Source organism: Peribacillus sp. NPDC060253, from assembly GCF_042727425.1.
Classification (GTDB): Bacteria; Bacillota; Bacilli; order Bacillales; family DSM-1321; genus Peribacillus.
In genome coordinates this window covers 1-23,875 of the sequence record NZ_JBHXAS010000014.1, presented here as the reverse complement: position 1 = coordinate 23,875, position 23,875 = coordinate 1, and the positions used below count along the sequence as shown (strand labels likewise).

Annotated in this window: 17 protein-coding genes; 6 read left to right on the top strand and 11 right to left on the bottom strand. The window is 42.5% G+C overall.

Annotated features, from left to right (window positions below):
- Window positions 1-15: 15 nt before the first annotated feature.
- From megL to putP, 4 genes are all read right to left on the bottom strand, one after another.
- Entirely contained in the window at window positions 16-1,191 is a 1,176-nt protein-coding gene (gene megL / locus ACFWE9_RS05800; protein WP_230160526.1) for a methionine gamma-lyase, read from the bottom strand.
- 337 nt (window positions 1,192-1,528) lie between these two features.
- Window positions 1,529-2,665 carry a DEAD/DEAH box helicase gene (locus ACFWE9_RS05795; RefSeq protein WP_230160528.1) on the bottom strand — a complete coding sequence of 379 codons (1,137 nt, stop codon included), beginning with the start codon at window positions 2,663-2,665 and terminating at the stop codon, window positions 1,529-1,531.
- Window positions 2,666-2,712: 47 nt separating this feature from the next.
- Window positions 2,713-3,990: an ATP-binding protein gene (locus tag ACFWE9_RS05790; protein ID WP_377355998.1), complete on the bottom strand. Its 1,278-nt coding sequence runs from the start codon at window positions 3,988-3,990 to the stop codon at window positions 2,713-2,715.
- A gap of 163 nt (window positions 3,991-4,153) precedes the next feature.
- Window positions 4,154-5,623, bottom strand: coding sequence for a sodium/proline symporter PutP (gene putP / locus ACFWE9_RS05785; RefSeq protein WP_377355996.1), 1,470 nt, complete (start codon window positions 5,621-5,623; stop codon window positions 4,154-4,156).
- 155 nt (window positions 5,624-5,778) lie between these two features.
- Between putP and ACFWE9_RS05780 the strand changes: the two genes are divergently transcribed.
- Window positions 5,779-7,830, top strand: a complete 2,052-nt coding sequence (locus ACFWE9_RS05780; RefSeq protein ID WP_230160534.1) for a molybdopterin-containing oxidoreductase family protein — start codon at window positions 5,779-5,781, stop codon at window positions 7,828-7,830.
- Between the two features lie 224 nt (window positions 7,831-8,054).
- Here the strand turns inward: ACFWE9_RS05780 and ACFWE9_RS05775 are convergent, their stop codons facing one another.
- The 3 genes from ACFWE9_RS05775 to ACFWE9_RS05765 form a co-directional block, all read right to left on the bottom strand.
- A complete protein-coding gene (locus ACFWE9_RS05775; protein WP_230160536.1) occupies window positions 8,055-9,572 on the bottom strand; it encodes an aldehyde dehydrogenase family protein in 1,518 nt (505 codons plus the stop codon).
- A 243-nt stretch (window positions 9,573-9,815) separates the two neighbouring features.
- A complete protein-coding gene (locus tag ACFWE9_RS05770; protein WP_377356036.1) occupies window positions 9,816-11,249 on the bottom strand; it encodes an aldehyde dehydrogenase family protein in 1,434 nt (477 codons plus the stop codon).
- Between the two features lie 18 nt (window positions 11,250-11,267).
- Window positions 11,268-12,593: an aminotransferase family protein gene (locus tag ACFWE9_RS05765; protein ID WP_377355994.1), complete on the bottom strand. Its 1,326-nt coding sequence runs from the start codon at window positions 12,591-12,593 to the stop codon at window positions 11,268-11,270.
- A gap of 382 nt (window positions 12,594-12,975) precedes the next feature.
- On the opposite strand from ACFWE9_RS05765, the gene rpoN reads away from it, so the two are divergent.
- Window positions 12,976-14,340 carry an RNA polymerase factor sigma-54 gene (gene rpoN, locus ACFWE9_RS05760; RefSeq protein ID WP_377355992.1) on the top strand — a complete coding sequence of 455 codons (1,365 nt, stop codon included), beginning with the start codon at window positions 12,976-12,978 and terminating at the stop codon, window positions 14,338-14,340.
- A 115-nt stretch (window positions 14,341-14,455) separates the two neighbouring features.
- Here rpoN and bluB read toward each other — a convergent pair whose 3' ends face one another.
- The 3 genes from bluB to dacB form a co-directional block, all read right to left on the bottom strand.
- Window positions 14,456-15,097, bottom strand: a complete 642-nt coding sequence (bluB, locus tag ACFWE9_RS05755) for a 5,6-dimethylbenzimidazole synthase (RefSeq protein WP_230160544.1) — start codon at window positions 15,095-15,097, stop codon at window positions 14,456-14,458.
- 107 nt (window positions 15,098-15,204) lie between these two features.
- Entirely contained in the window at window positions 15,205-15,810 is a 606-nt protein-coding gene (locus ACFWE9_RS05750; RefSeq protein ID WP_230160546.1) for a uridine kinase family protein, read from the bottom strand.
- 317 nt (window positions 15,811-16,127) lie between these two features.
- Window positions 16,128-17,549, bottom strand: coding sequence for a D-alanyl-D-alanine carboxypeptidase/D-alanyl-D-alanine endopeptidase (gene dacB, locus ACFWE9_RS05745; RefSeq protein ID WP_377356034.1), 1,422 nt, complete (start codon window positions 17,547-17,549; stop codon window positions 16,128-16,130).
- 288 nt (window positions 17,550-17,837) lie between these two features.
- On the opposite strand from dacB, the gene ACFWE9_RS05740 reads away from it, so the two are divergent.
- The 3 genes from ACFWE9_RS05740 to ACFWE9_RS05730 all read left to right on the top strand — a co-directional run bounded on the left by ACFWE9_RS05740 (window position 17,838) and on the right by ACFWE9_RS05730 (window position 22,016).
- Window positions 17,838-18,332, top strand: a complete 495-nt coding sequence (locus ACFWE9_RS05740; RefSeq protein ID WP_230160550.1) for a PH domain-containing protein — start codon at window positions 17,838-17,840, stop codon at window positions 18,330-18,332.
- Window positions 18,332-19,804, top strand: coding sequence for a PH domain-containing protein (locus tag ACFWE9_RS05735; RefSeq protein WP_377355990.1), 1,473 nt, complete (start codon window positions 18,332-18,334; stop codon window positions 19,802-19,804). The genes ACFWE9_RS05740 and ACFWE9_RS05735 overlap by 1 nt, the downstream gene beginning before the upstream one ends.
- Window positions 19,805-20,024: 220 nt before the next feature.
- Window positions 20,025-22,016 (top strand): methyl-accepting chemotaxis protein, encoded by a 1,992-nt coding sequence (locus tag ACFWE9_RS05730; RefSeq protein WP_377355988.1) that lies wholly within the window; start codon window positions 20,025-20,027, stop codon window positions 22,014-22,016.
- A gap of 50 nt (window positions 22,017-22,066) precedes the next feature.
- Here the strand turns inward: ACFWE9_RS05730 and ACFWE9_RS05725 are convergent, their stop codons facing one another.
- Window positions 22,067-22,573 (bottom strand): general stress protein, encoded by a 507-nt coding sequence (locus ACFWE9_RS05725; protein ID WP_377355986.1) that lies wholly within the window; start codon window positions 22,571-22,573, stop codon window positions 22,067-22,069.
- Between the two features lie 161 nt (window positions 22,574-22,734).
- Between ACFWE9_RS05725 and ACFWE9_RS05720 the strand changes: the two genes are divergently transcribed.
- A complete protein-coding gene (locus tag ACFWE9_RS05720) occupies window positions 22,735-23,799 on the top strand; it encodes a M20 family metallopeptidase (protein WP_230160558.1) in 1,065 nt (354 codons plus the stop codon).
- Window positions 23,800-23,875: the final 76 nt, after the last annotated feature.

Below are 23,875 nucleotides of genomic sequence, written 5' to 3'. Positions count from 1 at the left end.
AGTAAATATGGTGGCCTAAAACGCTTGCTGGAGATCATGCCAAACATCCTGCCAAGCTTCAAGGCCAACTGAGAGACGGACCAGCTGGTCACTGATGCCCATTTGCTGTCGCGATTCTTCAGGAACGGCCGAGTGCGTCATTGTGGCGGGATGTTGAATCAATGTTTCGGCATCCCCTAGGCTGACGGCAATTTTGATTAGTTTCAATTTATTGAGAAATTCCTGCGCATCCTTTTTCGTGCCATGCAATTCGAAAGAGATGAGGCCGCCGCCATGTTTCATCTGTTTTTGCATGATATAATGATCTGTTGAAGCTTCATCCCCTGGATAGTATACCTTTTTCACCTTTGGATGTTTCTTCAGTTCGCGAAAAATCTCCATTGCATTGGCGGAATGCCGATCCATCCTTACAGGTAAGGTCTTTAACCCCCGCAATAGTAACCAGGCATCAAATGGTGAAATGATTCCACCAATATCTTTTTGTGTCGTGCCAGCTACCTGATTCATAAATTCCTTCTTACCTACTACTAGGCCCGCGACAACATCCCCATGTCCGCAAAGATATTTCGTAGCGCTATGAAGAACGATATCACAGCCATATTCAAGCGGTCTTTGTAAGTATGGTGTCGAAAATGTATTATCGACTACGACCGTCACATTATATTCCTTCGCAACCCTTACTACCATCTGTAAATCAATCATTTTCATCGTTGGATTGATTGGAGTTTCCACATAAATGCAGGTCGTTTCCGGCCGCATCATTTTCCTTACCTGTTCCTCTGTGTCCATTTCACAGAAATCATGAGCGATGCGATATTTATTTTTCATTAATTGCAGAAGGCCAAACGTACAGCCGTATAGCCCCTGCGAACAAAGGATATGGTCATCTGTTTTAGTTAACGCAAAAAGTACTGCCGAGACTGCAGCCATACCTGAACCGAAAGCAAGCCCCGCTTCCCCTCCCTCCAAAGCGGCAATCTTTTCTTCAAGCACCTGTACCGTTGGATTCCCGAGGCGTGAGTATATATAGCCATCTTCCAAACCGGCAAAACGCCTTTCCCCTTGCTCGGCCGTTTCGAAAGTGAAAGTTGAGGTTTGGAATAGGGGTGTAGTCAAGCTTCCTAAGTGCTCCTTGGAGTCATATCCTCCATGAATGACTGCCGTTTCAAATTGTTTATATTTTTCTGCCATATTGTCTCCTCCTATCCTGTTTCTATTTCTATTTTATGTCAGAAAACTACATAAAGGAAGCGTTTTCATCAACTGATCATGCCTATTATCACGGCTACCTCTTGCTGGATGAACCTGTTCATTGGAACGTTGCAGTTGGAGGATCACTCAATTTCACCGCATTTTTTTGGTTAACTGGGAATCTGATCATGTTCAACCGGCCAAAAATGGCGGGTGGAGCGGATGCTGCAAAATAAGCATCCAGTAATATGTAAAACTAGATGCCTTGTCTTTCCTTAATCTTTTTCCTATTGATAAAAAAAGAGACAGCCGCCTCGGCCATCCCTTTTCCAAGCAATTATTCGTCGTCTACGATGTTTCCACCATAGAAGGTTACTCTCGTTAGTGGTATCTCCAGTTCACGAGCCATTTTTTTCAACTCGCGCTCTTCTCTTTCCGTTACAATCGAAATAACGGTGCCATCTGCACCCGCGCGGCCTGTTCTTCCAGATCTATGGATATATTGGTCGATGTTATCAGCCATATCAACATGAACGACCGCAGTCAGACCTTTAATATCAAGTCCCCGTGCGGCTACATCCGTTGCCATCAACATCGGTGATTTTCCGGAACGAAGCTTACGTAGCGCTTTCTCACGGTCGACTTTATTGGATTCGCCATGTAGGACGCCCATTTCAACCCCTTTATAGCTAAGCTTTTCATGTAAGACACTTAGTTCTGCAATATCGTTCAGGAAGGCAAGGGCTTTGACATCTTTTAACCTCGTGATTTTTTCAAGAATCTTTGACTTTTCCCGTCTCTCTACAACAAAGTAAAGATGGTCCACTTTTGATTCCATTTTTTCATGCTTATCGACCTTGATCAACTCCGGTTCATTCATGAATCCGCGGGCCGCTTTTTCCGTTTCCTCTGGCAGAGTCGCTGAAAACACCATGATTTGTCGATCTTTAAGCGTTGTTTTGATGATATTATTGATCGTACCCAAATGCTCTGGAATAATCAACTGGTCGCCTTCATCAAGTACGATCGTCTTTACTTCATGCATTTTCAATTTCTTTTGGGCAATCAATTCGTAAATCCGTCCTGGCGTCCCAGCAATGACCTGTGGATGCTTCTTCAGTTTGTCCAGCTGCCTTTTTACATTAGCACCGCCGATGAATGCTGCACCTGTCATGCCGCTCCCCTCTGACCAAATACGAATTTCTTCATTGATTTGCATGACCAGTTCACGGGATGATGCCAAAATCAAAGCTTGTGGTGATTTTTTATCAGGATCTATTTTTTCTAGCAATGGCAGTAAATAAGCTAATGTTTTTCCCGTTCCAGTCGGTGATTCAGCCATGATGTCTTTTCCTTCAACAATCACGGGAATCGCTTTCGTTTGAATCGGTGTAAGTTGTCCAAACCCGGACTTTTTCCAAACCTCTTGGATAAATGGTTTTCTATCGTTCACTAATGCAGGTAATTCGCTCATATCGTTCTCCTTTAATATAAAACTTTTCCTATCTTTCATAGTACCATTTATTCTTGTCCAGTAGCCAACGGAATACGAATTGTAACCGTCGTCCCTTTGTTAATCTCACTTTCAAAATACATCTCCCCATCAAGGCGATGTACGATCTTCCTGCAAATTGCAAGCCCGATCCCTGTGCCCTTTTCCTTCGTGGAATAAAAAGGTTCACCAATCCGTTCAAGGCGCTCGGGTACCATGCCTATGCCATTATCACTAACGCTGACTACAGCGTGATCATCGATGATTTGCAGGGATATATCGATTTTCCCATTATCGACAATCGCTTCAATGCTGTTTTTTACAATATTGATGATGAGTTGTTTAAGTTCAATTGAATCAGCCATAACATAAATCGGCTCGGCGGTTTTAACCCTCAACCCCATCTCGATATTATTCAAATTCGTCTCTGCTTTCATCAGCGTGAAGACCTGTTGTAAACTGTCGGCAAAATCGATCCTTTGGAAAGCCACATCCTGTTTCTTCCCAAGAACCAGCAGTTCACCTGAGATAATATTAATTCGGTCAATTTCCTCCAACATGATTTCAGAATGCAGCGGGTTGACTTCCTTTGTCATATCCATTAGCTGTACGAACCCTTTTAACGATGTCAGCGGATTCCTTATTTCATGTGCGACCGCCGCAGCCAGATGTCCGATTACGGATAGCTTTTCAGACATGATCATCAATTCCTCTTCTCGCCGCGATTCGGTAATATCCCTAACGATTGCATATACTCCAAGCATTTCCGACTGCACGATGATCGGTAAAAAAGTTACACGGATGATCCGCTTGTCTTCATTCTTATTCTGGATGGTCGTTTCAAAATTAGCTGCCTCGCCTTGAAGGGACTGTTTAAAGAAAACAGTTACTATATCCCTTTCGCTCCAGTTGATGAGACGATCGGCACTCCTGCCCTTCAAGTTATCACTTTGGTGACCCAACAGCTTTTCAGCTTCCGGGTTAATCGAAACGACCTTTCCTTCGAGGTTCAATTCAATGACACAATCCGGATTATGTTTGAACAGCGACTTGTACTGTTCATCCTTCAGATTGAATTCCTGTTGGGACCTCAGCATTTTTCCCGTCCAATAGCGGATGATGAAGTATAAGACAATCCCGGTTATGAAAATGAACATCCATCCTTTTGAATGTTGAAACATCGCATAAATTTGTACATCTGCCTTTGCCTGGTTCATCGAGATGTAATCCGTAACAATAATCCATAAGACCCCAATGATTATATATATAATAGCTACTTTACATGCAATTTTATGAGATTGGTTCATGTTTTATCCTTTGTATTGTTTTTGGTTTATTATTCCCAAATCGCTCAAAAAAAGCCCTCATGTTTTTCACACAAGGACTCTTTTGATATTGTACCATATATATTGTATTCATTGGTTTATATCTCTTTAAAATACAGCACCATTTTAATTGGATGTTTTACTATCAAGAGAGATTTTTGATGGCTTGATTGAGTTCTTCTTCTATTTCTTTAGAAGGTTTCTCGGATAATAAGCTAAAGATCACGACCGCTATTGAACCAGCGATGAAACCAGGAATGATTTCGTATACTTCAGCGAACTTATCGATCATTTCCCAGACGATCACGGTTGCCGTACCGACGATCATACCCGCCAGCGCACCCCATTTCGTCATTCGCTTCCAGTACAGGCTTAGCAGAATGACCGGACCGAAAGCCGCTCCAAAACCAGCCCATGCATAACCCACCAATTTAAGGATCGTACCACTTGGATTAAAAGCTAATAGGAGGGCAATGCCCGCTATTGCTAATACACCAAACCGCCCAACCAGCACTAATTCCTTATCAGATGCATCCGGCCGGATGAACTGCTTGTAGAAATCATCGGTCAGAGCACTTGCAGATACTAACAGCTGGGAAGCAATCGTACTCATGACCGCCGCTAAAATCGCCGCCAGTAAGAAGCCTGTAATTAAAGAAGGAAATAGTTCTTTTGCTAAAATGATGAAGACAGATTCAGCATTTCCCACCCCTAAAGGACTGCTTGTCAGGTTAAAATAAGCAATCCCCACCAGTCCGGTGAACATTGCTCCTACGATAGCAAAAACCATCCAGCCCATACCGATCCGTCGTGCACTTTTCAATTCTTTCACGGAAGAAATCGCCATGAATCGAACGATGATATGAGGCTGTCCGAAATAACCAAGGCCCCATGTCAGAAGTGATATGATGCCAATGGTTGATGTACCTTCAAAAGCATGTAATAAATTCGGGTTAATCGATTTTATTTCATTGAAGGTAGGATCCCAGCCACCAATGTTTACAATAGTGACAACTGGTACTAGAATTAAGGCAATGAACATGATCGTACCTTGTACGAAGTCCGTCCAGCTTACAGCGAGGAAACCACCGAACAATGTATAAAGAATAACAACGCTCGCCGTCAGCCAGATTCCCCATCGGTAATCCATATTAAAAGCGGAGCGGAAAAGCTCCCCGCCTGCTACCATCCCTGAAGAAGTGTAAAAGGTGAAGAAGATTAAGATCACCGATGCTGATACTACTTTTAAAATCCGTGATCCATCTTTAAACCGATTTCCCAAAAAGTCGGGAATCGTAATCGAATTATCGGCCACTTCCGTATATGTCCGAAGACGCGGCGCTACGAATAACCAGTTTAAATAAGAACCAACATACAGGCCGACGACAATCCAGCCGGCACTTAAACCACTTATATACATGGCACCTGGAAGACCCATCAAAAGCCAGCCGCTCATATCGGAAGCACCTGCACTCAATGCAGTTACAGCAGGCCCTAAGTTCCGTCCGCCAAGCATATAATCGGTCAAGTTGGCCGTTTTCCGATAAGCCAAATAACCAATTAACAGCATACCTGCCATGTAAATTCCAATTGATATTATAATTCCATAATCCAAAAATGAATCCTCCTATTATAGGTTAATTTTCATCTAGAAAGCTTATCAGAAAAAAAAACATATGTTAAGAAGTTCTTGCACCTTTCAACCATTTCACTTTCAATATAATTAAGAAAATTCATTTTATTAGAATAAATTATTAGGAGGAATACGCCATGGAGTCCTATATCAATCAGCCAGATGGAATCTTTCCCTCTGTTTGCTCTCTAGATTGTCCTGATCAATGCGGTTTACTGCTTCACAAAAAAGATGGAAAAATCATTAAAGTTCAAGGAGACCCCGATCACCCAGTAACTAAAGGGAATATTTGCAACAAAGTACGTAACATGACAGCCCGCCTCTATGACCCCAATCGCCTAACGCAACCATTGAAGCGCATCGGAACGAAAGGGGAAGGTAAATTCACCCCAATCAGCTGGGAAGAAGCCATAGACACAATCACTTCCAAATGGAGAGTTTTGATTGAAAAACATGGTCCGGAAAGCATCCTTCCCTACAGCTTTTATGGGAACATGGGGAATCTCAGCGCAGAGGGGATGGATCGCCGTTTTTTCCACAAACTCGGGGCAAGCATGCTTGAGCGTTCCATTTGTAACGCGGCCGGATCAGTCGGATACAGCTATACAATGGGCGGTTCATTCGGCATCGACCCGGAAGAAACGATCCATACAAAACTTTTCATCATGTGGGGCATAAACGCAGTGAGCACAAATATGCATCAAGTTACGCTTGCCCAGCAAGCCCGGAAAAACGGGGCCAAAGTAGTCGTCATTGATGTACATAAAAACCAAACCGGTAAGTGGGCTGATTGGTTCATACCGATTCTTCCCGGTACCGATAGTGCCCTCGCCCTTGGTTTAATGCACATTCTATATGCCGAGAATCTAGTAAACCAACCTTTTCTCGATGAATACACTGTGGGTGCTGATAAACTGCGCGAACATGTCCGGCAATATGATCCTGCGACAGTCTCGGCGATCACTGGCGTTCCAATTGATGACTTATATGAATTAGCGAGGATGTACGGGACCACCACCCCCTCATTCGTTCGAATAGGCAATGGCCTGCAGCACCATGACAATGGCGGAATGGCAATACGTACCATTGCATGCCTGCCAGCACTTACCGGCCAATGGATGATAGAAGGCGGCGGAGCGACCAAAGGGAATTCAGGATACCTGGCGTTTAATACAAATGCCTTGAGACGCCCTGATTTATTGCATAATAAAGCGACTCGGACCATTAATATGAACCAAATCGGTCAAGCCCTTTTGAAAAAGGAAAACCCGATTCGCTCCATGCTTGTATATGGATCCAATCCGGCGCTAGTCGCGCCAAATGCAAATAAGGTGCAGGAAGGACTGATGCGGGATGATTTATTCACAGTCGTCCATGATCTATTCTTAACCGAAACAGCCATGTTTGCCGACCTCGTCCTCCCTGCCACATCATCTTATGAAACCGAGGATTTTTATAATTCATACTGGCACAATTACGTCCAAATACAAAAACCTGTAGTCGAAAAATATGGCGAGTCGAAATCGAATGTTGAATTGTTCAAACTGTTAGCTGCTGGAATGGGCTTTGAGGAACAAGCTTTCAAAGATTCTGAGGAAGATATGATCCGTCAGGCCCTGGATTTCCCTGAAAACACGTATTTAGAAGGCATCACCTATGATACTCTTTCAAGTAATCAATTTGTCAAAGCAAAGATGAGGCCGATGTTCCCAGGCAAACTGCCGACACCAAGCGGAAAGATCGAACTTTATTCGGAACGAATGAAACAGCTTGGGTATGAACCGCTGCCAACATATACGCCAATCATAAAAGATAGTGACCTGCCCTTTTTATTCATTCCGGCACCTAACCACAACTTCTTGAATTCAACCTTTTCCAATAATGCCAAACATATATCGTTGGAAAAGGAACCGAAACTGCATATGAATGCAGCTGATGCCAAAACATTAGGGATAGCCTCTGGTGATATGGTTAGAATCTGGAACGATCGCGGTGAATGTGTGCTCAAAGCTGCTCCTGGTGAAAATGTGTTACCCGGCGTCCTTGTCAGCCAAGGCTTGTGGCAGAAAACACCTGAAACGAAGCAACTTATCAATGCCCTTACCCCAGACCGCCTTTCAGACATGGGTAATGGCGCCGTTTTCTTTTCAGGGCGGGTCGATCTTGAAAAAGTCCACCAATCCATTTAATAAAAGGATCAAAGTTAAGTTATATATCCGCGATTCTGTGATTATATCGTCGATTCTCGCTTTATATCGTCGGAATTTGGAGTTTTATTGTCGATTCTCGAATTTTATCTACGTTTTTGGAATTTTATCTACGATTCTCGAATTTTATCGACGAATTTCGAATTTTATCTCCGATTCCACGAAAAAGGCTGTTCCACATGGAACAGCCTTTTTCAACTAGCTATTTACTCTTCATCAAACCAACCTGTTGGCTGGATATCCAAGTTGTTATTGATTTGCTTCACTTCCGTGTAAGCTTCATAACCGAAAGTGCCTAGCTCGCGTCCATTTCCGCTTTGCTTGAACCCGCCCCATGGCGCTTCGTTATAAGTCGGATGGTAAGAGTTTATCCATGTGATGCCGGCACGCACTTTTTTAATGACACGATATGCTTTTGCGATATCGTTCGTGAACACAGCTCCCGCTAAACCATATTTCGTATCATTGGCAAGATGTAGGGCTTCCGCTTCATCCTTGAATTTTTGAACGACAAGCACCGGACCAAAAATTTCCTCCTGTACGATACGCATATCTGGTGTCGTATCGACAAAAATCGTTGGTTCGACAAAGTACCCGTTTTCCAAGCCTTCTCCTTTAATTCGATTCCCACCAACGATTAATTTGGCTCCTTCTTCTTTTCCAATTTGGATATACGATAATATCTTGTTCATATGGACTTCCGAAACGACAGGTCCCATTTGGCTTTTTTCGTCAGAACCTGAACCCACTTTGATCTGTTTCGCCTTCGCAGTCAGACTTGCAATGAACTGATCATAAATGGACTCTTCCAAAAGTAAACGGGAACCGGCTGAACATACTTGTCCTTGGTTACAGAAAATCCCGTATAGAGCATAATCCACGGCAGTCTCAAAGTCAGAGTCCGCAAACACGATATTAGGGGACTTACCTCCAAGTTCCAATGTCACTTTTTTTAGGTTCCCCAGCGAAGCTTCCATGATTTTGCGACCTGTTGCGGTTCCGCCCGTAAAGGCTACTTTATCGATTTCCTCATGCTCGGCAATGGCCTGCCCGACAACTTGTCCCGCTCCTAATACAAGGTTTGCCACACCTTTTGGCAATCCGACCTCTTCCATGATTTCAAACAGTTTGACGGCTGTCACTGGTGTAACCTCTGATGGTTTGAACACAACGGAATTCCCTGCAGCAAGCGCCGGAGCCAGCTTCCAGGCTGACATCAAGATTGGGAAGTTCCATGGAATGATCTGCCCACAAACACCGATTGGTTCCCTGATGACCATCGCTTGCTGACCGTCAGGCACTTCATACGTCTGACCCGTCGGTTTTGTAGCCAATCCTGCATAATATCTAAAACAAGCTGCTGCATCATCGATATCATAACGAGCTTCCCGTAAAGGTTTACCATTATCAGCTGTTTCCAACGCTGCTAATTCTTCTGCTTTTTCTTCCAATTTGTCTGCTATTTTGAATAAAATACGAGCTCGCTCGACTGCCGGAGTTCCCCACCATCCGCCTTCATAGAAAGCATATTTAGCTGCCTCGACCGCTGCATCCACATCTTCCCGTGTTCCTTCTGCAGCTGTGGCAATAACTTCTCCCGTGGCCGGATTCAATACATCCCTTTTCTCACCTGAAGTCGAATTCACCCATTCACCATTAATGTACATCTTTAAGTCCAGTGCTCCTGTTCCTTTTTTCCTGTTATTTTGTAACGTTTCCTGCATGTAAATTCCTCCTCGGTTTTAAGTAATCTACCTATATAAAATAATATAGTTGCAAGATTCATGCCAGTTTGAAATATTAGGTAAATTGCATATTCCTTCCCTTACCCGCCTCATTTAAATTCAATCTTGAATTCCTTATTCATATTTGCATAAGAACCTTTAGCTACCCTTCTCCTCTTTTGCCAGAAAATCTTTATAAAAAAAGAGATGAGCAGCTGCTCATCTCTTAATTTCTTCACTTCATTAATTTCGATTAATAATGATCAATTTCATTTCGGTCATTTCTTCGATTGCATATTTTAACCCTTCGCGGCCCATCCCGCTTTTTTTGACTCCGCCATATGGCATGTTATCGACGCGGTAAGTTGGGATATCATTAATGATAACACCGCCGACTTCCAATTGTTCTGCTGCTGAAAGCGCCAAATTGATATTAGTCGTGTATATCCCAGCCTGCAAGCCGAATTCGGAATCATTGACCAATTCAATGGCTTCCTCAACGGATGAAACCTTGTTAATCAAAACAATGGGTGCAAACACTTCCTGACAAGATACCTTAAGCATAGCATCCACTTCAAGCAACACAGTAGGGTGCAGGATATTGCCTTCTGATTTGCCTCCTGCTGCAACAATCGCACCGTGTTGCTTAGCTTCATCGATCCAGTCGAGGCTTCGTTGTACATCTCCAGGACTGATTAACGCCGAGATATCTACCGATGGGTCCAGAGAATCCCCGAGCTTCAAGGCCTTCGTTGCTTCTGTGAATTTTTTGACGAATTCATCATATACCTCTTCATGAACATATGCTCGTTGTAAGGAAATACAGACCTGCCCTTGGAAAGCGAATGCTGCCGATACACAGCGCTGGATGATTTTATCGATATCTATTCCTTTATCCACGATGACGGCTGCATTTGAACCTAGTTCAAGACTCACCTTCTTCAATCCAGCCTTATTGCGAATCCCGATTCCTACAGCCGGACTGCCTGTAAATGAAATGCTATTCACGCGTGAATCAGTCACTAATTTATCACCAATTACCGACCCGCTTCCGGTAACTACATTAAACGCACCATCCGGTAAATCCGTCTCGGCTAAAAGCTCCGCAAGAAATAGTGAAGATAGCGGTGTCTGGCTCGCAGGTTTCAAAACGATCGTATTTCCGGCAGCAATGGCCGGGCCGACTTTATGGGCAACCAGGTTCATCGGGAAATTAAAAGGCGTTATCGCACCCACCACGCCAATCGGCTCACGAACGGTGTATCCAATCCTTCCTTCCCCGTCAGCTGTAGCATCCATCGTCAATGTTTCCCCATGAATCCTTTTTGCTTCTTCTGCTGCAAATTTATATGTGGCAATCGTCCGGGATACTTCTCCCATTGCCGTTTTAATTGGTTTCGCTGCCTCTTTTGCAATAATTTCAGCAGCCTCGTCTTTGCGGCTTTCCAAAAGACTCGCAAGCTTTTCAAGTATCGCAGCCCGCTTATGACTTGGTAAAGCTGCCATTGCCTTTCTTGCTTGATAGGCTGATGCTATCGCCAACTCGACATCTTCAAGACTTGCCGAAGGAATTTCTGCAAGAACTTCACCGCTATAAGGAGATTTTAGAGTCGTGAACTTTTTAGCTTCTTGCCATTTACCATTAATGAATAATTTCTTTTTTAGCGTTTCCGTCATGACCATCCTTTTCACCTCTTATAAAATTTCTTTTTCAACTGCTGTAAATGTCTCATCAAGGATTTCTATAATTCTTTCAACTTCCGCTTTAGTAATGATTAAAGGCGGTGCGAATACAAGTGTATCTTGATCAAACGTAACAGAACGGCAAATCAAACCATTTTTAGCCGCTTCAGCCACAAGTCTTGGGGCTAGTTGAGTTTCAAAGCCTTCCCCTGTTTGTTTATCCTTAACGATGGAGATGCCTCCAATCAGTCCTAGTGCTCTGACGTCCCCAACGATTGGGTGTTTGCTTTGAAGCTTCTTAAAGCCGGCAAGCAACTCTTCACCACGCTTTTTCGAGTTTTCGATAAGATTTTCACGTTCAATTATTTCGATGTTTTTCAAAGCAACCGCACAAGCCATCGGATGACCGCTGTATGTGTAGCCATGTAAAAGCGTGCCTTTTGATAGGGAAATGAAATCCTGATGCATCTTATCATTAAGGACCACACCGCCTAACTGTGCATATCCGCTCGTCACACCTTTTGCAAAGCACATCATATCCGGCACAACACCAAAGTGTTCAATTCCAAAATAAGTCCCTGTTCTTCCGAAACCTGTAATAACTTCATCCGTCACCATTAAAATGCCGTATTCATTACAAAGCTCCCTTACTTCCTTAAAGTAGCCTTCAGGAGGAAGATTCACGCCACCGGCTCCTTGAATCGGTTCAGCGATAAATGCCGCAATCGTTTCTGGTCCTTCCTGTTCAATGACCTTACGCAACTCTTCAATGGATGAACCGTCTACATGATAAAAATCCGGAGCGGTGGAATTCGTGAAGTCACGGAACGGTTTCAGGCCAGTCGCACTTGTAGCTCCCATAGCTACTCCATGATAGGATTTAGAGCGGGAAACGATTTTTTGACGATTAGGCTGCCCTTTTAAAATCCAGTAATGACGAGCAAGTTTGATCGCCGTGTCATTCGATTCCGATCCACCTGAAGTGAAGAAAACAGCATTCAAATCCCCAGGAGCGATGGAAGCGATTTTGGCTGCCAAACGGATCGCCGGCTCATTGCTGAAAGTAGCGAAGCTTGAAGTGAAAGCTAACTTCGCCATTTGTTCTTTCGCCACATCAGCCAACTCTTCTTGTCCGTGTCCAATATTCACGTTCCAAAGTGAAGCCATGCCATCAATGACTGTCCTGCCCGTGATGTCCGTAAGATATATTCCCTTACCTTCTTTAAAGATGAAACTTGGACCATCTGCCTGCTGTTGTTCAATTGCCGTAGTCGGATGAATAAAATGCTTTTTATCCAAATCTATTAATTCCTGAATACCTGACTTCTCTTTAATCATGTAAAAAACACCCTTCTTTTGTAATGGATTTTTTATCATTTGCTATTTATATATTTATAGATATTGCAAGATGCATGCCAAAGTATATGAACCTTATATAAAAGGGATTTAAGCTAAATTGATTCATAAACAAATCAAAAAGAAATGGTTTTGATTCATATATAAATCATTCGATTCATAAACAAATCGATAAGTCCCTCATCCTTTTCACTCGATGCTAATATAAGTGATATTTATCGTATTTCATCATAATTCTTAGCGGTGTTACATAACCTGACATAAAACGTTGAATTTTCAGAAGATTTGTATTATCATCATGTTATTAATATTTCATTCCATTTTGTGCCGCTTGGTTAATCTAAAATGAAAGAAGTTGATATATATGCAGGTAGGTTTTGAACTTCACCAAAAACAAACCTTGAAATTGTCATTAACCCCTGAATTACAACAGTCGATCAATATCCTTCAATATTCCGCCCATGAACTAATAGATTTCCTACATAGACAGGCTAACGAGAATCCAGTTCTCGAAATAACTGAAATAAACAAAGAACCCCTCGCATCTCTCACTGAATCTAGTATTCGTTCACAAAAAATAAACTCTCAGATACGGTCCTCTAAAATTCGATCCAAGGGAGATAATGACTACGACCCGATCAATAATTATTCCGTCAACACAGAAACATTGGAAAACCATCTACTGGAACAAATTAGTATGCTTAGGTCCTTGAAAGCGATTGAAAGGAAGATTCTCCAATTTTTAATCGGAAACTTAAATGAATACGGATTTCTTGTATTGGATGCAAATTGGACTGCTTCGCTTTTTTCCGTGTCCGTGGATGAAATAGAAGATATGATTCAAGTATTGCAATCCCTTGATCCCATTGGAGTAGGTGCTAAAGATCTGACTGATTGTTTACTCATTCAGCTGCGTGAGCATGATATTTACAATGAATTGGCGTGTACGATCGTTCAAAATCACTTAACAGATTTAGCTGAAAAACGCTACAGGAAAATTGCGGGCCTACACAATGTGACCATTCAGGACGTACAAGAGGCCACTGATTTCATCCGTACGTTAAACCCTCGTCCCGTCAGTCATTTTTCCAATGACATGACTCAGTACATCGTTCCGGACGTTTACGTGGAAAAAGATAAAGAAGGATATTTAATAACGATCAACGACAGCTTCACACCCAACCTTTCCATCAATCCTTATTATAAGGATTACGTCGCTATGAAGCCGGGCAATCGAGCTAACGATTACATCAATGGCCACATAAATGATGCTCAACTACTTATTAAAGGACTTGAACAAAGGCAAATGACACTTTACAAAGTGACTGCGACAATCGTTGCGGAGCAACAAGAGTTTTTCATGACAGGGATTGCTGGATTAAAACCTATGACACTGAAAGATATTTCTGAAAAACTACAGCTTCATGAATCTACTATCAGCAGGGCCACGAGCAACAAATACATCCAGACGCCACACGGCCTCTTTAAACTAAAGAACTTCTTTACTAGAGGGTTAAATCGCGTGAACAGCCAAGAAACCGAATCAACTACGACCATCAAAGAAAAAATAAAGGTCTTGATTGCTGATGAGGATAAAATAAAGCCTTTTTCAGACCAGAAACTTTGTCAAATATTTGAAAGTGAAGGAACGAAGATTTCCCGTCGTACCATTGCAAAATACCGGGAAGACCTTGGCATTCCAGGCTCCTCAAAACGGCGCAGATTTTAGTTCATATGGCAGCCTCTTTTCATTTTATAAAGGCTCTTTCGAAAGAGCCTTCTATAATACTTCCTTTCATTCCCTTTTTAGAATCCGGATGCCTTCCTTCAAACTTAACAGAGTTTTATTTTTCACCCCATTTATCGTTGAATATAAGTTCATCCATCGCCCTTCTCTTTTCCCAATTGGCTAGTTCAAGAATGGGTTTATCCGGGTATTGATCCGTATATCCAATCGACATAAGTGCAATGGGTTCTACGTGCGGCGGAATATCCAAAATGTCACGAATATCATTTTTCTTATAAAAACTTACCCATCCCATTGCCAACCCTTCCGCATAGGCAGCTAGCCACATATTTTGAATCGCACAGGCGGTGGATAAAATATCCGTTTCCGGAATGGAGTTCCTCCCCAAAACATGGGAGCCACCCCGTGTCGGGTCACATGTTACGCAAATGGTATATGGTGCTTCTTTTAACCCCTCCACTTTCAAACTAAGAAACTTATTCTCTTTACCGCCTTCATAATGAATGGCGAGCGCCCTTCTTTCTTTATCCGCTGCCCATGCCAAACGGTTCTTGGTTTCCTGAGATGAAATCACAATGAAACTCCAAGGTTGCATGAATCCTACAGACGGAGCATGATGTGCAGCATCCAAAATTCTGCGGAGTATATCTTTTGAAATGGGCTTAGGTAAAAAACTCCTTATATCCCTTCTGTTATAAATGGCTTTATATACGGCAGCTTGTTCTTCATTAGTAAACATCGTTTCCCCCCATGCTTCCGACTCCCCGGAAGTTTATCTGAAAATCCAATAAAAAGTGCACAGGTAAACCTCTACAATGTAGATTTACCTTTCAAGATATCCCTGATTCAACTTGTTCCATCTACCACAAGATCCGCTCTTTCTCGGGGCCTTTGCGCGTCCACATAGAGATCTTCATGAACCATCCAATTATCCTCCCACATCTGACGCGCATCTTCACCATCCCGCTCGAGGCCACGTTTCAAACGTAATTCACGAGGACATTCAACCCAAATCGTGAAATTCTCGGCCCCTGCCAATTCTTTACGGATTGAATACGTTCCTTCAATAATGACAAGGCCTTCAGCCGGAACCTTATGCCATTCAGCCATCGTGTCCGTTTCCCAATCATACCGTTGATATCTTGCTTCCTCCCCTAAGGTAAGCGGTTGCAGGATTTGGTTAAAAACCCGCTCCCAATCATAATCTGCACCAATTTCTTTTTGGCAGGGGGGCAGTTGGATCCTTTGCGATGATGGCAAATAAAAGTCGTCCATATGAACAACCGCACTACCCGGACATGCTGCTTGGATACGGGAAGCTAGTGTACTTTTTCCAGACCCACCCCGGCCATCTATGGCCATTATATATGGAGGTCGTGTTTTTGAAATTGCGTGAATTTCGGCTATAAGACTTTGAATCGTATACTGTCCGTTAAGCGTTGGAAAGTTCATGCGCATTCCTCCTATACTACTTATTTCTATTCGTCCTCCCTTGTATTCCTTCCTTGAGAGAAAATATGAACAAAAAAATAAGAAGAAAATGCACCTATTGACTAAAATCCAAGTCCCTCTTCGTGTTTTTCAAAAACTTTCCAAACCGTCGCCATTTAGATCAAGGAATGAAATTCCGATATCGACGCAGCAAAGAAATACCGCTTATGCGCTGCAGGATGCCCAGTCGGATTGGACGAAGACAAAAAGAATGGGCTGATGCTGTTCTACTCATCGAAGGTTCTCCGGAACAGCTAACTTTCGTGCCCCATTGGATACTATAGCCCGGTTGCTAATACGTTTTCTTGTTCTGCCAGCATCACGACTATCTTATCCTGGATGGCCGTGATGCCTTTTTCTTCTACAAAATTATTCAGGATGATGGAAAATATGACTTTTTCCCCTCTTTTGGTCGTCACATAACCTGATAACGAGCTCGTTCCTGAAATGGTCCCTGTTTTCGCGCGAACGTTCCCAGCTGCATCCGTCCCTTTCATCCGCTTTCTTAACGTACCGCCAACCATCCGATCTTCGTTCCCCGCAATCGGCAAAGCATTGGAGTAAGCAGAAAACCAAGGTTTTTCCTGTACGGCATATAGCAGCTTCGTTATTTCATTCGCTGGAATCATATTGACTTGGGAAATGCCCGATCCATCACGCATCTTGATCGTTCGCGTATCGAGCCCCATACCCTTCATCTGATTTCGGGCGACTTTCAATCCATCTTCCCAGCTTCCGTCCCCGTTCGCCTCTTTGCCCATTTCCTTTATCAAAACTTCGGCATGGCTGTTGTTGCTCAATTTCATGAAAGGTATAAGAAGTTGGGAAAGCGGCATAGAGTGGTGTGTGGCGATCAAGTTCGCTTCTACTGGCGTATTCCCTTTTCTCCTGTCTCCTAATACTTTAATTCCTTGTTTCTTCATTGATTTTTCAAATAGGTTCAGTGCATATTCTGTTGGATCTTTCACCGAGATCCACTCTTTGATCTCTCCGGCATGCTCCGGGATGGTTCCGGTCACCGTAACGACATGTGTGTCATGAGACCGATCGACCTCAATTTTCTTTTTGCCGTCTGCCGCTACTGTTTTCGTTTTGTTGATGATCTTCACATAATCCGTCTCCGGTTTCAGCTTCACCGTTGCCACACTTCCAGCCTTATCACCTGGTGTTACCTTCACGATAATGGTTCCGGTATCATAGTCTTCATCCGGGGAAGCGGTTAAGGCAGAAACAGCTGCCCCGTAATATTCCTGTTCATCGCCCCAAACGAGATCTTGCGAATAACGAACATCATCATACCAGGAATCATCGCCGAAAAGATCTCCATGGACGAGCTTAACTTGTTTTCTCTTTAGTGAAGCTGCCAATTCATCAAAATCTTTTTCCAATAATGTGGGATCTCCCTTTCCTTTCAGATACACATTTCCCTGAAGAACATGCCCAACCTGCACTCCCTTCATATATAATTCCGTTTGAAATACATGATCTTCCCCTAATGTTTCCAGTGCAGCTGCAGCAGTCAAAAGCTTAAGGTTAGAAGCAGGACGCAATCGCGTTTGCGAACCTCGTTCATATATCATTTCCCCCGTTTCTGCTGAACGAATGGATATTCCCGTTAGTGCGCCTGACAATGCCGGGGAATCATCCAGAATACGTTGGATTTCCATACCAAGGTTTCCCTCTTCATTCGCAGCCTGCATCGATTCTCCATTAAAAAAACAAATCAAAAACAGGAAGAAGATAAAACTTAACTTCCTTTTATATGTCAAAACTATCACTCCTACTCTAAAAACTAACTCCTACTATCTTGTCCATTTTCCATTCTTATAAAAGGAAAAGATTTACTCGAAGTTCCCTATTACACGCACTCAAATAACGATCTGATGATTTAAACGCCGTTCCATAGTTTCATATATCTGTACGATAAACTGGGAACTTTTATGAAAGATGATCCGTATAAGTATAAAGACATAGTAAGGAGTGAACATATGTATTCAAAGATACATCCACCAACGAAGAAGATTTCCAAAGAATCCGTGAAAGTTTGGCGAATGACTGAAGCCATTACCAATCTCATCATCCTCGCCGTCCTTGGCACCCTATTGTTTGTTGATAATTATTTTGAATGGAGAGAATGGATTGGATGGATTTTAAACGGACTTATCTTTTTACTAATTATCCATGCCATCTGGTCCATCTTCATTGAACCAACCTTGTTGCAAAAATATTGGCGTTACGACGTGAACGAAGAATTCATTCAAACAAAACAAGGCTCTTGGAATGAAACCCATGAACTCATTCCGATGACGAAAGTTCAGTCCGTCAAATTGAACCAAGGTCCGTTTTTGCGAAAATATAACCTTTATTCACTTAGTATCGGAACTATGGGGGATTCTCATGACATACCTGCCATCCCAGAGAAAGAAGCGTATGAATTACGAGATAAAATTGCCCATTTCGCAAAAATTAAGGAAGTGGACTAATGATGGAAGAACATACAAAACGGTTACACCCTTTCATAATCACTTTCGAATTATGGAAATTGCTGAAAGGGAACGTTTTTTTCATAATCATGCTTTATGTACTGAACTTCGGTTCTGAAAAGATATATATGAAGGTACTCCAAATCGGTTTTCTAGTTTATCTGGTTGGGAAAGTCATTTCCATCATTCTTAAATGGTATACCTATAACTATCAAATAAAAGAAGGAACCATATATATTACCTCAGGACTTATCTCGAAATCGTATCGAACGGTCCCGCTTCAAAAAGTCCAGAATGTTCAACAACGTACGACGTTATTCCACAAAATTTTCAGCCTGACTTCTTTAACTTTCGAAACAGGAATGACTGGCGATCAGGGGACTGTCCCTTTCGAAGTGATTTCTCGAAAAGAGGCTGAACGGCTTGAGCGGGAGTATTCGTCAAAACAAGAACTTTTCGATATTGAAGCAGATATTCCAAAAGAGCAAATCGTGGAGAACATGGAATCATTCACTGAAAAAAAGATCCATTTCACCCCAACCAAACAAGATATCCTGAAAGCCTCCTTTACATCGCTTAGCTTTCTGGCTCTTATTCCCATTGTGGCTACGATATATAATACACTCGATGATTTTATCAATTTGGAGAATGCCGAAGGGTTCCTTGCCACGTTATTGGATACGTGGTGGGTCATGACCATCGTCATTACAGCCCTTATATGTGTTGCCGTCGCCTTCGGAATCGTCTCCACATTCGTTAAATATGGAAAATATGAAATTTCTTCCGATCACGAGCGCATATATATCAAGAAAGGTGTACTGGACGAATCCGCTTTTTCGATTCAGAAAGAAAAGGTGCAAGCTGTTGAAATCACCCAATCACTCATTAAAAGAATGCTAGGTTTGGCAGAAGTTAAACTGATAAGTGCAGGAAGTACGGGCGATGAAGAACTTGAAACGAATACGCTCTATCCTTTTTTATCGATTGAACGGGCTTATGGGATGGTAGAAGAGATTTTACCCGCATATAAAGTGGAACGGTCAATGAAGTCGCTATCGAAACAAGCCTTCAAAATCCGCATGCTGCGGCCGAGCTATTTCTGGATTCTTTCGACTGTGGCAATCTATTATTTCAAACCGGCCATGTGGTATGTATCATTGATTTTACTCGTCCTCATTTACACATTGAGAATACTGGATTACACAAATAGCCGTTACTTGTTAAATGATGAGTTCATCCAATTTAAATCCGGGAGTTTGGGAACATCGCTATTCATTACCAAAAGAAGCAAGGTCATTCAAATTGAAGTGGAACGTTCGAAGTTGCAAAAGCTTTTCGGGCTCGCCTCCATCGAAACGATCAACCGCTCCAAGCCTGTGCACCATACAAAGCTTCAAGACGTATCCGTTGAATATGCTGACGAGTTTTACACGTGGTATACAGGCAGGACAATGAATATTCAAATCGAATAATAGGCCACCAATTATGGAAGAGTTGACTAGGGCAGTCAGCTCTTTTTTTCATCTATATCCCCTCTCGCCTACCCGTATAATACCTTTTTTGAAATCCGCACTCCCAAGCACAACTAATTATGGGAATTTTCTAACTTAAAGCTTCAAAAAAGTGAATGCAGACCGAAATATCTTATAGAAGCCAAAATTAAATTAAAGGTACATAAGGAGCATTGTCCATATGAAAAGACTTACAAACTGGTATTTTAATTCGCTAAAAAAACAAATATTGATTCCTTTTTTAGCTATGATCATGATTAGCGGATTGGCCATCTCTTACATGAGTTATAAAAATAGTATCGATTTGACGACCGAGGAACTTACCATAACGACGAAGGAGCAAGTCAAGTCAATGGACGATTCTTTCGAAATTTTCTTTCAAAAAACGGAAGATCAATTGGATAGGATGAGTAAGTATCCTATCATGGGTGCTTATGATAAGAACCCCGATTCCATAATAAGTGAGTTTTCCAATACCCAATCCAGCAACTCAGAAATAAATGGCTTATACCTTGGCACAGAGAACGATGGGAAAACATTAATATTCCCAAAAGCTGAATTACCGGCTGACTTTGATCCAAGACAAAGGGAGTGGTATCAATCCGCATTGAAAGAAAAAAACAAGACGATTTGGACCGAACCATATACAGATCAGGCTACGAATACACTTGTCATTACCGCAGCAAAGGCCATATATGATGGTGATGAATTAATAGGCGTGCTCGGTGTCGACATCTCTATCGACACGTTGGTCACGATGGTTAACCAAATGAAATTCGGTGAAACGGGTTATACGGTTTTGGTGGATAAGAAAGGCTCATTCGTTACCCATCCAGTTAAAGAAAAAATTCAACAAGATATATCGACGGAAAATATTTTCAAAAAAATGAAAAGTGAATCTGGATCCATGATCGAAGAATTTGAAGGAGAAAGCCAGATCATCGGATACGCCACAAACCCAACCACGGGATGGCGAATAGCTGGAGTAATGGAAGAAAACGAAGTGAAAGACAGATCAAGTTCGCTGATAATCGATAATATCATCACACTGTTAGTCGTCTTCACTGTCACTGTACTTTCTGCTGTCTTCATCACCCGATCGTTAACGAATCCCATTAAAAAGCTGCAAGAATCCATCCGAAAAATGGCTGACGGCGATTTCACATCCAAAATTTCCAACTCCAGGAAAGATGAGATTGGACAACTTGCAGAAGACACCAGCATCATGACCCGGAATATGAGCCATATGTTAGAGAAGGTCAACAACCTTTCCGATAAAGTATCCGATTCCTCCATGACGCTTGTGGCTAGTGCAGATGAGAATTCAGCTGCAGCAAATGAAGTGGCCATGACGATGGAACAAATAGCAGCCGGTGCCATCGATCAGATTGAAGTCAGTCAAAATAACGAAAATGCTGTAAAGCTTTTAGCTGACAAAATCAATGATCTTGAAGCGCAAACGAGCAAAATGGCCATGGAATCCGAGAACATGTTCAAGGCTTCCGAAAACGGAATCACGCAAGTGAAGGACCTAAAACAGCAATTCAATGAAACGTCCCTGATATCCAATAAGATGAGCACGGCAGTCCAATTATTGGATGCACGTTCCCATGATATTAGCGCGATCGTAAAGACCATAAGCGGAATTGCCGGACAGACAAATTTACTCGCTTTAAATGCTGCCATTGAGGCAGCCCGGGCTGGTGAGCATGGAAAAGGGTTTGCCGTTGTTGCCAATGAGGTGAAGAAATTGGCAGAGCAAACGGAACACTCCCTGAAGGAAATCTCGGAAATCATTCGAGCCATGCAAACCGATACAACCAATACTGTCCATTTAATAGATCAAGTCAATCAAAAAATCCGTTATCAGGATACTTCCGTAACGGATACGGAAAATGCCTTCAGTCATATTGCATCCATTATCGCGAGCACATTCAGCAATTTTGACGAAATAAAGAAAATGATGAACGATATGGTATCCGAGGTCACACGGATGGCCGGCAATGCAGAACAATTAAACTCAATCAGCCAGGAAACTGCGGCCGGAACTGAGGAAGTATCTGCTTCCATCGAACAAACGAATGCTTCCATGGAGCAATTAAATGCCTTGGCTAATGAATTGGATGCCCTCTCCCAGGAAATGCACAATGAAATAAAGACTTTTACATTTTAATCAAAAAAAAGGACGGTCCATAGGGATCCGTCCTTTTTTTACTTTATGATTTATAGAGTTCTTCTACTGTGCGTCAGCGTTTCATCCGTTTCTGTAATTCCTGAATAAGAGGAATTTGATTTACGTGCATCTGAATCGACTAACACAAGCAGCTTGCCACTCTTTACATCGGCTTCATAACGATCCGCGTCTTCTTCTGGTATGCCCATGCCGATTAATGTACCGGCCAAACCGCCTGTCCCAGCACCCACAGCCGCACCCGCTAATGTTGCTGCAAGCGGTCCAGCTGCCAGTACTGGTCCGATTCCTGGAATCGCCAACGCACCAACACCTGCTAATAACCCGGCAGTTCCGCCCAAAACACCTCCGGTCGCTGCACCTGCTGCCAGTCCTTCTTCAACCTTTGTACCCGTTTCGTCATTCACTGTCTTTAATTCTTCTTTATCTTTCGCTACTACTGAAATATCTTCACGATTATATCCTTCGGCCTGCAGGCTCTCAACAGCCTTAATTGCCTCTTCACCAGTTTCATATACACCAATTATGCGCTTATCCATATCTATCATCCTCCTTAAAGAATGTAAATTGTCGCTCCCCCTTTACATACCCTAGGAAATGAAAGATCTAAACGTTTTTTAACAGGAAAATATTTTTAGTTAACCGTAACTTAGAAAGGGTATATATAATGATAGTATGCATATTTTAGGAGGTTTTCTGTTTGCTCATCGAGTTACTTAAAGACTTAGTATCAATTGACAGTTCATCGAAAGAAGGAGCCAATGAAGCGGTTGAATACTGTGCGAATTGGCTTAAAAAGCAAGGTCTTGCCGTGAATGTAATCGTTAATAACGGGTATAGAATGCTAGTTAGCGAGATTGGCAGCGGAGATAAGACCCTCATTTGGAATGGCCATGTCGATGTTGTCAGCGGGACGCCGGATCAATTTTTCCCCGAGATTCATGAAGGTAATTTATATGGACGCGGGGCTGCCGATATGAAAGCAGGGGTTGCAGGGATGATGTGTGCATTTTCCGAACTGAAAGATAGGAACCTCGGTTTGAAAATCCAGCTGCAAATCGTATCGGATGAAGAAATTGGCGGGTTGAACTGTTCTGGATATTTAGCAAAACATGGTTACAGAGGGGACTTCGTAATCTGTGCAGAACCGACGCAATTGGGAATCGGCCTCCAGGCAAAGGGGGCCCTTCGCCTCGATATTGAAGTATCCGGTAAATCCGCACACGGAAGCCGTCCATGGGAAGGCGTGAATGCGATCGAAAAGGCATATGAGCTCTATCAAAAAATAAAGGAACTTCCTTTCACCCGGGATCATACGCCCCTGTATTCATCACCTTCACTTAACCTAGCAAAAATAAAAGGTGGAGATGTCTATAATAAGGTACCAGATGCCTGCTTGCTCAGCCTTGATATTCGCTATCTTCCTACGCAAACCATGGAAGAAATCATTGCTCAGATTGAAAGTGTGACAGGTAAGAATATCTACCTTAATATGTACAGTAAGCCTGTAAAAACAGAAGAGTCAGAACCATTCATCACGCTGCTGCGTCCAATTATCGAAAAGAACACCAATCAAGAGGCTGTCATTTTTGGACAACACGGTTCCGCGGATACTGTCTTTTTCGCGGCATATGGTATTCCGGCCATTGAATTTGGACCAAAAGGGGAGAACTGGCATGGCGACAGGGAATGCGTGAATCTCGAATCTGTTGCAGTCTATCAAAAAATGCTAATCGATTTCGCATCTGAATTTGTGTTAGCTTAATTCTACTCATATTAAAAGCCGGCATCTCGTAGATGTCGGTTTTTTTACTTTCTAAAAATATATAGAAATAAATTAT